Below are 13,761 nucleotides of genomic sequence, written 5' to 3'. Positions count from 1 at the left end.
CGCCCACCCCACCCCGACACCGCCACGCGCTCTTGATGAGGCTTGGCGACGGCCCTGGGGCGGTCAGTGTGCTTGGCATGTTGGCCCCGGTCAGAGTGGGTATGGAGGAGGGTGCGGTGCCCGCTTCGTGCCGGCCGCGCGGGCGGCCTTACGAAGCTTACGCGTCGTCTTGCGTACGCCGATGCCGCTGGCGCGGATGGGCGGCGCGCGAGACGGTCAGCATGCGCAAGCCAGTGCCTGTCGCGCCGCCCATCACCGCCCCTCCCCTCGACGTGCGACCCAACAGAAAACCAATCGCCACCAGCGCGAAGCGCCACCGTCACATAGTCAACAACACGAATGCCAAACGTGGCCGCCCGCGCGGCCGCGGCTTGGCGGCCCCGTAGGTTTCATGCCCTGACCACAGGTCTAGCAGCGCGACAGGTCAAGACGCGCGTAGCTCCTGGCGGGGGGGGCTTGCGGGGGGGCGCCCACTCCGCAAGTCACCCCCGCCAGGAGCGGCCTACGAAGCACATACCGCACGAATTAAAAAAACCTCAAACCCGAGCCGGCAAAACAGTCCCGCAAGCCTCGCCAAACCCAATCCTCGGATACCCAGCCTTAACGCACTCAGCCCGCATAATGACTTGATCCCCATCTTGCAGGAACGTCCGCTTCTCCCCCCAAGGTAGATCAAACGCCACCTTCCCCCCATTGCTCAATTCCAGCAGCGACCCGGCTTCGGACGCCTGCGGACCCGACAAGGTACCCGTACCCAGCATGTCGCCCGGTTGCAGATTGCAGCCGTTCACGGTGTGGTGCGTGATCAGTTGGGCGATGTTCCAGTAGGCGTCGCGGAAATTGCTGCGGGAGAGCTTGGCCGGGGCTTGCTTTTCGGCGCGCGACTTTTCCGTCGTCAGCAGCACTTCCATCTGCACATCGTAGGCCCCCTTGGCGCGGTTCGCATCCGAGGCCAGGTAGGGCATCGGTTGTGGTTCTGCGGGGCCGCGGTTCCATTGCGTGCGGAACGGTTCCAGCGCTTCCATCGTCACGATCCACGGCGAAATCGTCGAGGCAAAATTCTTCGACAGGAACGGGCCGAGCGGCTGGTATTCCCAGGCCTGGATATCGCGCGCCGACCAGTCGTTCAGAATGCACAGGCCGAACACGTGCGCGTCCGCGTCCGCCAGCGGGATGCGCTCGCCTTGCGGATTGCCCGTGCCCACGAAAATGCCCAGTTCCAGCTCGTAGTCCAGGCGCGCGCAGGGGCCGAACTGGGGATTTTCGCCCTCGTTCGCCGGACGCGTCTGGCCCACCGGGCGCGGGAACTTCTGGTCCACGCCGATGCTCGATGCGCGGCCGTGGTAGCCGATCGGCACCCACTTGTAGTTCGGCAGCAGAGGATTGTCGGGACGGAATTGTTTGCCCACCGACGTCGCGTGGTGCACCGAAATATAGAAGTCCGTGTAGTCGCCGATGCGGGCCGGCGTCGTGTATTCCGCCTGCGCCTGGGCCACCAGCAGCGGCTCGACCTCGGCGCGCAGCGCCGCGCCTTCACGCAGGGCGCGAGACAGCGCCAGGCGCAGCGCGCTCCAGTGGGCTTGGCCCAGCGCCATCAGCGCGTTCAGGCTGTCGCCCTGGCAGGCGGCCAGCGCCTGTCCGGCCGCGCCCTCGAACGGCTGCTTGGCCGCCAGCGCGGCCAGATCCAGAATCTGGTCGCCGATCGCCACGCCGGGGCGGAACGATTCCTGCGACCCCTTGCGGCGAAATGCCGCATACGGCAGGTTTTGCACCGGGAAATCCGACGTGCCCGTATTGGCGCTGGCTACCCAGCTCTTCAGGGACGGGTCGTGCGTTTCGTTGATCGAAGTGGTCATGGTTCTGGTGTCTCGTTCAATGTGTTTGTAAGGGGCCGGCAGGCGCCGGAAAAATCCAAAGCCAAACGGCGATGCGCTTGCGCGCATCGCCGTGGGCGGGCGTGAAGGCGGTGTGGCCGGTCACGCCTTGCTGGGATCGAAGTGCTTCTTGATGTCCTGCCAGCACCGGTAATAGTCGCCCTGCAATTCTACCGACGCCAACGCCTGGGCGGTCGGGCGGATCACGCGGCGCGTTTCGAACATGAACGCCATCGTGTCGCGGATGTAGTGCGCCGTGCTGGTATCGGCGCGCGATGCTTTCTCGAACGTCTCGGCGTCGGGGCCGTGGCCGCTCATGCAGTTGTGCAGGCTGGCGCCGCCGGGGGCGAAGCCCTCGGCCTTGGCGTCGTATACGCCCTGGATCAGGCCCATGAATTCGCTGGCCACGTTGCGGTGGAACCAGGGCGGACGGAACGTGTTTTCCATCGCCAGGATGCGAGGCGGAAAAATCGCGAAATCCATGTTTGCCGTGCCCGGCGTGTCTGACGGGGCCGTCAGCACCGTGAAGATCGACGGGTCCGGATGGTCGAAGCTGATCGAACCGATCGTGTTGAAGTGACGCAGATCGTACTTGTACGGTGCATGCGTGCCGTGCCAGGCCACCACGTCCAGTGGCGAATGGCCGATTGCGGCGTGCCAGAAGCCGCCGGTGAACTTGGCGATCAGCTCGAAATCGCCTTCCACGTCTTCGTACCAGGCCACCGGCGTCTTGAAGTCGCGCGCATTGGCCAGGCAGTTCGAGCCGATCGGGCCCAGTTCCGGCAGACGCAGCGCGGCGCCGAAATTCTCCAGCATGTAGCCGCGGGCCGTGTCGTCCAGTAACTGCACGCTGAAGCGCACGCCGCGGGGAATCACGGCGATTTCCAGCGGTTCCAGGTCGATCAGGCCCAGCTCGGTGGCCAGGCGCAGGCGGCCTTGCTGCGGCACCAGCAGCAGCTCGCCGTCGGCGTTGTAGAAATAGCGGCCCTTCATGCTGCGGTTGGCCGCGTACAGATGGATGCCCACGCCGCCCTGTTCATCGGGGCCGCCATTGCCGCCCCAGGTCTTCACGCCTTCGAGGAAATCGGTGGGAGCGGCGGGGATGGGCAGGGGGCTCCAGCGCAGCTGGTTGGGCGTGACGGGGCCGTCGCCGAATGTGCTCTGCCAGCCTGCCGCGCCGCCGAACGCCTCGAACGGCTTGTGCTGGGCGCCGGGGCGGATGCGGTACAGCCACGAACGGCGGTTCTCGCTGCGCGGTGCAGTAAAAGCGGTGCCGGACAGTTGTTCGGCGTACAGGCCGTAGGGGCATTGCTGGGGCGAATTGCGGCCCAGCGGCAGGGCGCCGGGCAGGGCTTCGGTGGCGCAGTCGTTGCCGAAGCCGGTCTGGTAGTGCAGTTCCATGGAATCCTCCTGGGTGGCGCGCGGTACGTGGCCGCGCGGTCTTGGTTCTGGGGCCCGGGCCAGATGGCGGCAGGGGCCGATACGTCATTGTCGGAAAAAACCCCCGCTACGGCTACGGGAATGCAAAAATAGCGACTATAAATTTTGTGAATAGTAGGGGGCCGCATGGCCGAGCTGCGCGACGTCGACCTGAACCTCTTGATCCTGTTCCAGCACCTGCTGGAAGACCGCAACCTGTCCGCCGTGGCACGGCGGCTGGACTTGTCCCAGCCTGCGGTCAGCAATGCGCTGCGCCGGCTGCGGGTGGCCTTTGGCGACGAACTGTTCGTGCGCACCGCCCAGGGCATGCTGCCGACGCCGCGGGCCCAGCGCCTGGCGGGGCCGGTCAGCGAGGCGCTGGCGATGCTGACGCAGGCGCTGCAGGACCAGGACGCGTTCGATGCCGCCACCAGCACGCGGCGTTTCCGCGTGGCGATGACGGACGTCGGCGAGATTCATTTCATGCCGCGGCTGATGGAAGTCTGCGTGCAGGTGGCGCCGCAGGTGCGGATTGATTCGGTGCGGGTGCTGGGCCCGGACCTGCCGCGCGAAATGGAGGCGGGCCGCGTCGACCTGGCGATCGGCGCGTTCGACGAAATGGGCGCGGGCACCTTGCAGCGCATGCTGTTCCGGCAGGGATACGCCACGCTGTTCCGCCAGGCGCATCCCACGGCCCACGCGGGCATGGGGCTGAAGGCCTTTCGCGCCGAGCGCCACCTGATCGTGTCGCGCGCCGCGCCCTACGGGCAAGTCAACCAGTCGATGGAACGGGCAGGCCTCGTGCTGGCCGAGCACTTCAGCGTGCCGCATTTTTCGGCCGTGCCGTACATCGTCAGCGCGACCGACTTGCTGGCGACCGTGCCCGAGAAGCTGGCCGCCAGCGCCGCGCCGCCGTTCGGCTTGCGCTACATGACGCCGCCCGTGAAGGTGCCCGCCTTGCAAACCAATATGTACTGGCAGCGCCGCTACGATCGCGATGGCGGCAACCAATGGCTGCGCGCCCTGATCGTCAACGCGTTTGCGGTGGGGGCGCCTGCGCAATGACCGAGGCCCGGGCGTGCGCCAGGGCTTCGCGCAGCACGGCCATGTCGCCCAGGTGGTTGGCGAGCAACAGGATCAGCGCGGCATTCATTTCCTGGCTTTGCTCGTTGCTCAGGTCGCGGTGCGCGTCGATCAGCGCTTCGTAGAAGTCGTCCGGCGCGGGCAGGTTGGTGTCAGTGATCAGCATGGAAATCCCCTCCGGATTCAGGCGCGGCCCGTGGCGCGGTTGATGGCCGACGCGACGGCGTCGGGCTGGAACGCGCGCCAGCGTGCGGCGATGTGCTGGTCTGGCCGGATCAGGTAGACGGTGCCGGGCCGCGCATCGTAGCGCTGGGCCAGCAGGCCTTCGCTGTCGACCACGTGCGCCAGGTCGGCCGGGCAGGCGGAGGTATCGCATTGTGCGTCCGTCACCAGCACGGGCTTGATCGGCACGGCGGCCAGGCGCAGCGCCTGCAAGGCTTGCTGCGTGTCGCGCGGCGGCGGCTGGTCGCCACAGAACAGCGCCAGCGTGAAACCGCTGTCCAGCACCGACAACCACCACTCGATACCGCCGGCGCCGCGCACCGGGGCGTCCAGGGCGACGGCGCCCGGGCGCATGCGGCCGGCGAAGGCGTCCGTGTCCGGCGTGTTCAGCGGCGAATCGGCATAGGTGGCCGGCAGAGACAGCCGGCCGCTGTTCACCAGCGAGCGCGCAAACGGATGATGGCGGGCCAGGTTCAGTACCGCGTTGCGGAAGCTGCGGCTGATATCGCTCTTGGGAGTGATGAAATCGGTGGCGCGCGACGAGTTCAGGATGTTCTCGTCGGCGGCGTGCTCGCGTTCGGCTGCGTAGCTGTCCACCAGCGTGGCGGGCGCCTGGCCGGCCAGCACCAGCTTCAGTTTCCAGGCGAGGTTTTCGGCGTCCTGCACACCGCTGTTGGCGCCGCGCGCGCCGAACGGCGACACGCGGTGGGCCGAGTCGCCCGCGAACAGCACGCGGCCATGGCGGAAGGTGTCCATGCGTTCGCACGCGAACGTATAGACGCTGACCCACTCCAGTTCGAATTGCGCGTCGGGGCCGAGCAGGGCGCGGATGCGAGGCAGCACGTTCTCGGGCTTGACGGCTTCGACGGGGTCGGCGTTCCAGCCCAGCTGGAAGTCGATGCGCCAGACGTTGTCGGGCTGCATGTGCAGCAGCACGGACTGGTTGGGGTGAAACGGCGGGTCGAACCAGAACCAGCGTTCCGCCGGGAAGTCGGCCTTCATCTTGACGTCGGCAATCAGGAAGCGGTCGCGGAAGATGCGGCCGTGGCTTTCCTGGCCGATCAGTTTGCGCACCGGCGAACGCGCGCCGTCGCAGGCGACCAGCCAGTCGGCCTGCAGCGCATAGGCGCCTTCGGGGGTGTCGATCGACACGGTCACGCCGTCGTTCGAGGGCTCGACGCCGACGACCTTGTTCTTCCAGCGCAGTTCAATGTTGGGCTGCTGGCGGGCCTGCTCGTACAGGTAGCCTTCGGCGTAGTACTGCTGCAGGTTGATGAAGGCGGGGCGGCGGTGGCCTGGCTCGGGCAGCAGATCGAAGCGCCAGACTTCCTGGTCGCGGAAGAACACCTTGCCCACGTTCCAGGACACGCCCTTGTCGGCCATGCGCTGGCCGACGCCCAGACGGTCCCAGATTTCGAGCGTGCGCTTGGAAAAGCAGATGGCGCGCGAGCCGGTGGACAGGCGGTAGTCGTCGTCCAGCACCACGACCCGTACTCCCTGGCGCGCCAGGTCCAGCGCCGTGGTCAGGCCGACGGGGCCGGCGCCCACCACCACCACCGGATGGCGCGCGCGCGTCGCGGCGCCCTGGTCGGCGTGTTTTTCATAGGCGAACTCCATCGCCTGAAAGTCGATGTCTCCCACGGTTGTCTCCTGTGTGGGTCATTTTGTTTTTATGCGCGGATCCGCGCATCGCGGGCGGCTTGGCGCCCAAGGACTGGCGGATCCGGTTCCTGCTGGATGGAAAATCGCGGCCTCGGCGAACGAGGCCGGGCCGCGTGGCGGGATCAGCCCTCCAGCTGGGCCCACATTTCCAGGTCGCGCTTGTCGGTCCAGATGCGCGGATGAACGTGTCCGGTGGCTTCGTCGTAGGCGCGCGAAACGTCGAACGGCATGCAGTGATCGAAGATGACCCAGTCGCTGTAGCGCGGCTTCATGAAGTCGTAGACCTCGCGATAGATCGTCTTCAGGTCCTTGCCTTCGGCTACGCCGCGGTTCACGGCGCCGTACAGGTCGGTCAGGAAGGCGCGCGTGCCGGCCAGGCCCTGGCGCACTTCGGTGGCGCTCTTGAGGGCAGGGCCGCGGCCGGGCACCATCTTTTCGGCGTCGAAGCCCGACAGCGCATCCAGCGTAGTGGGCCAGTCGCGGAAGTAGGCGTCGCCGCAGTACGGGGTGGATTGGTATTCGACCAGGTCGCCGGCGAACAGGATTTTCTGCTCGGGCAGCCAGGCAATGGTGTCGCCCTTGGTGTGGCCGCGGCCGACCTGCAGCAGCTTGACTTCCAGGTTGCCCAGGTTGACGGTCATTTCGCCCTTGAAGGTCATCGTGGGCCAGACCAGGCCGGGCGGAATCGATTCGGCGTTGCGGAACAGGCGCGGGAAGCGGCCGATTTCGCTGGCCTTGTCCTGTTCGCCGCGCTCGGCGATCAGGTCGAAGGTGTCGCGGCTGGCCAGGATTTCCTGGGCATCGTAGGCCGAGGCGCCGAACACGCGCACGGCGTGGTAGTGCGACAGCAGGATGTACTTGATGGGCTTGTCGGTCACTTCGCGGATGCGGCGGATGACGTCCTGCGCCATGACGGGGGTGGCTTGGGTGTCGACCACCATGACGGCCTCGTCGCCGATGATCACGCCCGTGTTGGGGTCGCCTTCGGCGGTGTAGGCATAGGCGTTGTCGGACAGCTTCTCGAACGAGACGACCTTGTCGGACAGGTCGGCATGCGAGGCGAATTGCTTGCTCATGGGGAGGCTCCTTCCACTTTTATAGGAATAGGGTGTGTGGAAGGACTATAGCTTGGCGTTAGTGCTTATGCAATACGTTCGCTATTGACTAATGGTCCTGTTTTTACAGGGATTTCACCAGGGCCGCGAGCCGGACGCCCATGGCAAACCGGGCCGCGAGGCGGCCCGGACTGGGGGTAAGCAGGGGGAACTTTCAGGCGGGGCGCGGCCCTAACCGCCATTTCGCGCGCCAGGCCTGGCCATCGGCCGGGCGGGCGGCGCTAGGTTTTCTGGCACGTCGGGCAGTAGTAGGTGGCGCGCTGGCCCTGGACGATGCGCCGTATCGGGGTGCCGCAGACCTTGCAGGGCTGGCCCTCGCGTTCGTAGACGGCGGCATGAATCTCGAAATAGGCGCCCGGTTCGCCGCTGGCGCCGACGTAGTCGCGCAGCGTGCTGCCGCCCGAGGTCAGGGCGTCGGCCAGGGTCGCGCGCACCATGTCCGCCAAGCGGTCGCAGCGGGCCGCCGACAATTTATTCGCCGGGGTCTTGGGGTTGATGCGGGCGCGGAACAGGCTTTCGGACGCATAGATATTGCCCACGCCCACCACCGCCATGCCGGCCAGCAGCACTTGTTTGATCGCCGCGCCATGGCGTTTGAAGTGCCGGTGCAGCCAGGCGCCGTCAAAGCGCGGGTCGAAGGGTTCAATGCCCAGCTTGGCCAGCAGCGGGTGGCTTTCGATGGGGCCGTCGGCGTCGGGATGCCACAGCACCGCGCCAAACCGGCGCGGGTCGTGCAGCCGCAACACCGCCTGGTCGAAGATCCATTCGACGTGATCGTGCTTGCGCAGGAATTCGCCGGGAGCCGTGCTCCGCAGCGACCCGGACATGCCCAGATGCACGATCTGGGTGCCGTGTTCAAAGCGCAGCAGCAGGTATTTGCCGCGGCGGCCGCATTCCAGCACGGTCCGGCCACCCAGCAAGGCGGGCAGGTCGGACGGGATGGGCCAGCGCATCCGGGACTCGTGGACGACCAGCCGCGTAAGGGTCCGGCCAGTAATGACGGCGTCTATTCCCCGACGCGTGGTTTCAACTTCAGGCAGTTCCGGCATGAGCCAGTGTAAGATCATCAATTGCGTGTACGAAGATTGTGCCATCAACCGGACGGGCCGCGTGAAGTCGTCTTTCAAACAAATGAATATCGGGTTTGCCGCGCTGGCGCTCGCGTTGGCCGCCGCCATGGCCCCTCAAGCCCAGGCCGCAGACAGCCGGACGCGCGACGCGACCGGGCCGCGCATGGCGCCCCAGAACCGCCAACCCGAAACCGAGGTCATCCGCCTGCGTCCGGGCCAGTTGCCCTACGTCTCGCTGACCGCGGACATCTTCTACCGGGTCCTGGCGTCCGAAATCGCCGCCCAGCGCGGCATGTACGGCACCGCTGCCAACACCATGGTCGGCCTGGCCCGGGACACCGGCGATCCCCGCCTGGCCCGCCGCGGGCTGGAATTCCAGCTGGCGGGCGGCAACCTGCCGGGCGCCCTGGATGCGGCCCGTGTCTGGGCCCGCCTGTCGCCCAACGATCTTGAAGCCAGCTCCACCGAATTGGCGCTGGCCGCGGCCAACGGCCAGACCAAGGGCCTGTCGCAGGCGCTGCGCAACCGCATCGACGCCTCGCGCGACAAGCCGGCCGCGATCGGTCAGGCCCTGGCCGTGCTCAGCCGCCTGAACGACCGCCGCCTGGCTCTGCGCATCCTTGACGAATCCTTCAGCGACAGCGTGCGCAAGCTGCCTGCCGCGCACCTGGCCTTGGCCGACGTAGCGTCGGCCGCTGGCGACTACCCGCGCGCCACCCAGGAAGCTCGTGCTGCGCTGGCCGCCGACCCCAAGTCCGAACCCGCCGCCCAGCGCGTGCTGGAATACGGCGCCAAGGTCGATCCGCAGCGTGCCCAGGCCGACGCCCGCGCCTATGTCGCCCGCAATCCCAACGCGCGCAAGGTCCGGCTGATGCTGGCCGGCCAGATGGCCGACGCCGGCGACTACGCCGGCGCTCTGGCTGAACTGCAAGCCATGTCGCGCCGTTCGCCCGAAGACTTCGACCTGCTCTTCATGCAGGCCCAACTGGCCTACAAGGCGGGCCAGTTGCCGCAGGCCAAGGCATTCCTGCAGCAGTACCTGGACGTCCAGAACCAGCGCCAGCGCGCCATCGTGCCGGGCGCCACCGACGCCGGCGCGGCCGCGGCCGATGCCCATGTGCTGCTGTCGCGCATCGCCGAAGACCAAGGCCAGTACGACGAAGCCATCGCCGAGCTCGGCCGCATCGACGATCCGTCGCTGCGCTACTCGGCCAGCATGCGCCAGGCCGTCCTGCGCGCCAAGTCCGGCCGGGTCGACGACGCCATCAAGATGGTCGACGCCGCCTCGCCCCAGGACGACGAAGAACGCACCCTGGGCGTCCTGACCAAGGCCCAGATCCTGCGCGATGCCGACCGCATCGGCCAGGCGGTGTCCGCCCTGGAAGCCGCCGACCAGGCGCTGCCCGACACCGTCGAAATCAAATACGAACTGGCCATGCTGTACGAGCGCCAGGGCCGTCTGGCCGACCTGGAGCGCATGCTGCGCCAGGTCATCGCGCTGGATCCCGAGCACGCCCACGCCTACAACGCGCTGGGCTATACGCTGGCCGACCACAACCAGCGCCTGCCCGAAGCCCTGGACCTGATCACCCAGGCCCTGGAACTGTCGCCCAACGATCCGTTCATCCTGGACAGCATGGGCTGGGTCAAATTCCGCATGGGCGACCAGGTTGCCGCCGCCGACTACCTGCGCCGCGCCTACAGCGTGCGCCCGGAAGCCGACATCGCCGCCCACCTGGCCGAGGTTCTCTGGTCCCAGGGCAAGCGCGATCAGGCCACCGACCTGCTGCGCGCCGCGCTGCTGAAGGACCCCAAGAACAAGACCGTGCTCGAGGTCGTCAAACGCCTCGGAGTCAGCCTGTGACGGCAGCAGTACGCCGCTTGCGCGACGGCGCGGCCCTGCTGCGCTGGGCGGTCTTGGCGCTGCTGGCGTTTGCATTGGCCGCTTGCACCACCACCCCCAAGCCCATCGAGGGCACGTCCGCCGATGCCTTCTCGCGGATCGGGCGCTTCGCCATCACGGTCAACGAAGAAAGCGGCAAGCAAAATGCCGTGCAGGGCGGTTTCTCGTGGTCGGACGACGGCCGGCGCTATGTGCTGGACCTGACCAACCCCCTGGGATCGACCGAAGCCCGTGTCGAAGGGCAGCCGGGCGCCGCCAGCCTGACCAAGGCCGACGGCACTCGCCTGGTAGCCGACAATCCCGACGCGCTGGCCGAAGACGCGCTGGGCAGCAGCATGCCGGTGTCGGGCCTGCGAGCCTGGCTGCGCGGAAAATTGCCGGGCGAGCCCGAGCCTACCGACGTCTCCAACGACGAACTGGGCCGTCCCGTGGCCTTCGAGCAGGGCGGCTGGCGTGCCCGGCTGTCGCGCTACGACGCGCTGGGCCCGCAGATGCTGGTCCTGGAACGCCAGGAACCCGGCCGCCGCATCATGGTGCGGCTGGTGGTCAACAAGCCCTGATCCCCTCCTTGCTGTCCCTGGTCTGGCGGCCCCCCCATCCTGATGTTGCATTTCAGGGATGGCGCGGCCGTCGGCTTTAACACGTCCGTCATTTTTCAATCGGGCAAATAAGCGCGGCAAAATCCGCTCTGTTACCGCTTGAAATATCTTGTTTAGCCTGAATAATTCTCCCGATACCCGCGCGCGCGACCAGCCCGTGCGGCTTGCAAGACCGGCGGCCGCGGATCGCGCCGCCGATTTTTTGGAGAATGGCAATGTTCAGGAACACACGAATCGCGACGGTGCTGGTGGGGATCATCGCGATATTTTTTACCTTCCAGCTGCTGGTGGGCGGCATGGGCCTTGTCGCTTTGCGCCAGACCAACCAGGACGTTGGCCAGCTCTATCGCCTTTCTTCGCAACAGGTCAACGCCGTGAATTCGGCCGCCCTGTCCCTGGTGGCGGCGCGCACCGACCTGAGCCGCTACGCCACCCGGGTGGCGCAGGGCAATGCCAGCGACACCACCGCGCTGCGGCTGGCGCGCCAGCGCATTGCCGCCGGCGATCGCGCGTTCCAGGGTTTCTCGGGTGGCCTGTCGGCCGATGAGAAGGCGGCGTCCAAGGATCTGATCGAGGCTTACACCAATCTCAGCGCCAACCTGCAGAACGTCGGCAAGGTGCTCGAGGCGGGCGACATGGACGCCTATTTCAAGCAGGGCACGCAGCAGGTGCAGGAACTGCTGGTGTCCGAGCGTGACGCCTTCATGCGCCGCGCCGAGGAAACCGGCCAGGCCGTCATGGACGACATCTCGCTGTTTCACTCCGTGTTCACCTATCTTCTGGGCGGCATCCTGGCCCTGGGCCTGGCAATGGCGGTGGGCGCGCACATGTTGATCCGCCGCATGATCGTGCGCCCCTTGCTGGAAGCCGGCGAGATCTTCCGCCGCATCGCCGAAGGCGACCTGACGCGCCGCGTGGCCGAACGCGGCCGCAATGAAATCGGCGCGCTGCTGAGCGCGCTGCGGGCCATGCAGGACAGTCTGGTGCGCACGGTGTCGACCGTGCGTCGCGGCGTGGACGAGATCAACGTGGGCGCCCGCGAGATTTCGTCGGGCAACACCGACCTGTCCAGCCGCACGGAAGAGCAGGCCGCTTCGCTGGAAGAAACCGCCGCCAGCATGGAAGAGCTGGCGTCCACGGTGAAGCAGAACGCCGATACGGCGCGCGAAGCCAACCGCATGGTTGCCGCGTCGGCTGCGGTGGCGCAGCGCGGCGGCGATGCCGTGTCCAGCGTGGTGGAGACGATGCGCGCCATTTCGGGCAGCTCGTCGCGTATCTCCGACATCGTGGGCGTGATCGACGGCATTGCCTTCCAGACCAACATCCTGGCGCTCAACGCCGCCGTGGAGGCCGCCCGCGCCGGCGAGCAGGGCAAGGGCTTTGCCGTGGTCGCCAGCGAAGTGCGCACGCTGGCCCAGCGCAGCGCCGCCGCCGCCAAGGAAATCAAGCAATTGATCGAAGACTCGGCGCAGAAGGTTGGCGTCGGCTCCGTGCAGGTGGAAACGGCAGGCGCCACGATGCGCGAGATCGTCGATTCCGTGCAGCGCGTGACCAGCCTGATGGGTGAGATCTCCGCCGCTTCGGAAGAGCAGGCCAGTGGCATCGACCAGGTCAACCGCGCCGTGGCGCAAATGGACGGCGTGACGCAGCAGAACGCCGCGCTGGTCGAGCAGGCCGCCGCCGCGGCCGGCGCGCTGGAAGAGCAGGCGCGCCAGCTGGCGGGCGCCGTGGCGGTGTTCAAGCTGCCGGAAGGGCAGGTCATCGAGGCGGCTGCCGAGCGCCTGGCGGGCCGCTCGGCGCCTCAGATCGCCTGATCACCGCCTGGGCCGGATCGTTAAAATCGGCGCATCCATCCATTTTTCCGATCCGCCGTGACCCTCTACGACGTTCCCGCGCCCGCCAAGGTGAACCTCTTCCTGCATGTGGTGGGCCGCCGTCCCGACGGCTACCACCTGCTGCAGACGGCCTTCCGCTTCATCGACCTGTGCGACACGCTGCATTTCGAGGCGCGCGCCGACGGCGTCATCAGCCGCGCGGCGGACCTGCCGGGCGTATCCGAAGCCGACGACCTGACCCTGCGCGCCGCCCGCGTCCTGCAGCAGGCCACCGGCACGCGCCAAGGCGCGCAGATCGCGCTGGAAAAGCGCATTCCGCAGGGCGGCGGGCTGGGCGGCGGATCGAGCGATGCGGCGACCGTGCTGATCGCCTTGAACCGGCTCTGGGGTACGGGCCTGACGCGGCGCCAATTGATGGACCTGGCCTTGCCGTTGGGGGCGGACGTGCCGGTATTCGTGTTCGGCCAATCGGCCTTTGCCGAGGGCGTGGGCGAAAAGCTGACGCCGCTGGACCTGCCCGCACGCGCCTATCTGGTGGCGCAACCCGACGCGAGCGTGCCGACCGTTGGAATTTTTTCGGCACCCGATTTGACAAGAGATTCTTCTTACATCACAATAGCGGACTTTCTTGCTTCGCCAACTTTTTGCTTCGGCAGGAACGACTTGGAGCCGGTAGTCTTCCGTCTTTATCCTGAAGTTTTCAGGGCATCGCGGTGGCTTGCTGAACAGGAAACCCTTGCCCGCAGGGGAATCCCAGTTCGCATGTCGGGATCTGGCGCGTGTTTATACGCCGAGTTTTCCGAACTTTCGGAGGCCGTTTTGGCGAAAACGGAAATTACCGCTACAATGCGCGGCGCTGTTAAAACAAACTGCGAAAACGCAGATTGCACAAACAGCACAACGCATCCACGGTTCCGGTTAGTGCAGGCTTGTCCTGGGTTGACTGAGCATCCGTTGCGGAATTGGATTGCAAGATAGT

At 66.8% G+C, this 13,761-nt stretch carries 12 protein-coding genes; 5 read left to right on the top strand and 7 right to left on the bottom strand.

What is annotated here, in order from left to right; genetic code table 11:
* Positions 1-536: 536 nt before the first annotated feature.
* Together fahA and hmgA are read right to left on the bottom strand one after the other, a co-directional pair.
* The gene (gene fahA, locus A9974_RS20645; protein WP_183006041.1) at positions 537-1,856 is read right to left on the bottom strand and encodes a fumarylacetoacetase; all 1,320 of its coding nucleotides are present in this window, start codon (positions 1,854-1,856) and stop codon (positions 537-539) included.
* A gap of 120 nt (positions 1,857-1,976) precedes the next feature.
* The gene (hmgA, locus tag A9974_RS20640; protein ID WP_183006040.1) at positions 1,977-3,275 is read right to left on the bottom strand and encodes a homogentisate 1,2-dioxygenase; all 1,299 of its coding nucleotides are present in this window, start codon (positions 3,273-3,275) and stop codon (positions 1,977-1,979) included.
* A 165-nt stretch (positions 3,276-3,440) separates the two neighbouring features.
* Here hmgA and A9974_RS20635 point away from each other — a divergent pair, with 165 nt between their 5' ends.
* A complete protein-coding gene (locus A9974_RS20635) occupies positions 3,441-4,358 on the top strand; it encodes a LysR family transcriptional regulator (protein WP_183006039.1) in 918 nt (305 codons plus the stop codon).
* On the opposite strand, the gene A9974_RS20630 is transcribed toward A9974_RS20635, so the two are convergent.
* The 4 genes from A9974_RS20630 to mutM form a co-directional block, all read right to left on the bottom strand.
* Positions 4,324-4,542 (bottom strand): DUF2783 domain-containing protein, encoded by a 219-nt coding sequence (locus tag A9974_RS20630; RefSeq protein WP_183006038.1) that lies wholly within the window; start codon positions 4,540-4,542, stop codon positions 4,324-4,326. The genes A9974_RS20635 and A9974_RS20630 overlap by 35 nt on opposite strands.
* Before the next feature lie 17 nt (positions 4,543-4,559).
* On the bottom strand, positions 4,560-6,239 hold the full coding sequence (locus A9974_RS20625) for an FAD-dependent oxidoreductase (protein WP_183006037.1): 1,680 nt from the start codon (positions 6,237-6,239) through the stop codon (positions 4,560-4,562).
* A 143-nt stretch (positions 6,240-6,382) separates the two neighbouring features.
* Complete coding sequence (locus A9974_RS20620) at positions 6,383-7,336, bottom strand: MBL fold metallo-hydrolase (RefSeq protein ID WP_183006036.1); 954 nt, start codon at positions 7,334-7,336, stop codon at positions 6,383-6,385.
* A gap of 260 nt (positions 7,337-7,596) precedes the next feature.
* The gene (gene mutM, locus A9974_RS20615; RefSeq protein ID WP_183006035.1) at positions 7,597-8,424 is read right to left on the bottom strand and encodes a bifunctional DNA-formamidopyrimidine glycosylase/DNA-(apurinic or apyrimidinic site) lyase; all 828 of its coding nucleotides are present in this window, start codon (positions 8,422-8,424) and stop codon (positions 7,597-7,599) included.
* Between mutM and A9974_RS20610 the strand changes: the two genes are divergently transcribed.
* Positions 8,423-10,309, top strand: a complete 1,887-nt coding sequence (locus A9974_RS20610; protein WP_183006034.1) for a lipopolysaccharide assembly protein LapB — start codon at positions 8,423-8,425, stop codon at positions 10,307-10,309. The genes mutM and A9974_RS20610 overlap by 2 nt on opposite strands.
* Positions 10,306-10,908, top strand: coding sequence for a lipoprotein insertase outer membrane protein LolB (lolB, locus tag A9974_RS20605; protein ID WP_183006033.1), 603 nt, complete (start codon positions 10,306-10,308; stop codon positions 10,906-10,908). Before A9974_RS20610 ends, lolB begins: the two co-directional genes overlap by 4 nt.
* Positions 10,909-10,996: 88 nt before the next feature.
* On the opposite strand, the gene A9974_RS20600 is transcribed toward lolB, so the two are convergent.
* Complete coding sequence (locus A9974_RS20600; protein ID WP_183006042.1) at positions 10,997-11,245, bottom strand: hypothetical protein; 249 nt, start codon at positions 11,243-11,245, stop codon at positions 10,997-10,999.
* On the opposite strand from A9974_RS20600, the gene A9974_RS20595 reads away from it, so the two are divergent.
* Positions 11,163-12,761, top strand: coding sequence for a methyl-accepting chemotaxis protein (locus A9974_RS20595; RefSeq protein WP_183006032.1), 1,599 nt, complete (start codon positions 11,163-11,165; stop codon positions 12,759-12,761). The two genes, A9974_RS20600 and A9974_RS20595, sit on opposite strands and share 83 nt — an antisense overlap.
* Positions 12,762-12,818: 57 nt before the next feature.
* A complete protein-coding gene (gene ispE / locus A9974_RS20590; protein WP_183006031.1) occupies positions 12,819-13,760 on the top strand; it encodes a 4-(cytidine 5'-diphospho)-2-C-methyl-D-erythritol kinase in 942 nt (313 codons plus the stop codon).
* Position 13,761: the final 1 nt, after the last annotated feature.

The organism is Achromobacter sp. UMC71 (genome assembly GCF_014170305.1).
Classification (GTDB): Bacteria; Pseudomonadota; Gammaproteobacteria; order Burkholderiales; family Burkholderiaceae_B; genus Achromobacter.
The sequence above is the reverse complement of the archived record's forward strand: the minus strand, read 5'-3'. Positions and strand labels throughout refer to the sequence as shown.

Excerpts from the sequence above, each read along its gene's own strand:
- fahA (WP_183006041.1), bottom strand. The coding sequence starts at position 1,856 with ATGACCACTTCGATCAACGAAACGCACGACCCGTCCCTGAAGAGCTGG.
- hmgA (WP_183006040.1), bottom strand. The coding sequence starts at position 3,275 with ATGGAACTGCACTACCAGACCGGCTTCGGCAACGACTGCGCCACCGAA.
- A9974_RS20635 (WP_183006039.1), top strand. The coding sequence starts at position 3,441 with ATGGCCGAGCTGCGCGACGTCGACCTGAACCTCTTGATCCTGTTCCAG.
- A9974_RS20630 (WP_183006038.1), bottom strand. The coding sequence starts at position 4,542 with ATGCTGATCACTGACACCAACCTGCCCGCGCCGGACGACTTCTACGAA.
- A9974_RS20620 (WP_183006036.1), bottom strand. The coding sequence starts at position 7,336 with ATGAGCAAGCAATTCGCCTCGCATGCCGACCTGTCCGACAAGGTCGTC.
- A9974_RS20610 (WP_183006034.1), top strand. The coding sequence starts at position 8,423 with ATGAGCCAGTGTAAGATCATCAATTGCGTGTACGAAGATTGTGCCATC.
- mutM (WP_183006035.1), bottom strand. The coding sequence starts at position 8,424 with ATGCCGGAACTGCCTGAAGTTGAAACCACGCGTCGGGGAATAGACGCC.
- A9974_RS20595 (WP_183006032.1), top strand. The coding sequence starts at position 11,163 with ATGTTCAGGAACACACGAATCGCGACGGTGCTGGTGGGGATCATCGCG.
- A9974_RS20600 (WP_183006042.1), bottom strand. The coding sequence starts at position 11,245 with ATGCCGCCCACCAGCAGCTGGAAGGTAAAAAATATCGCGATGATCCCC.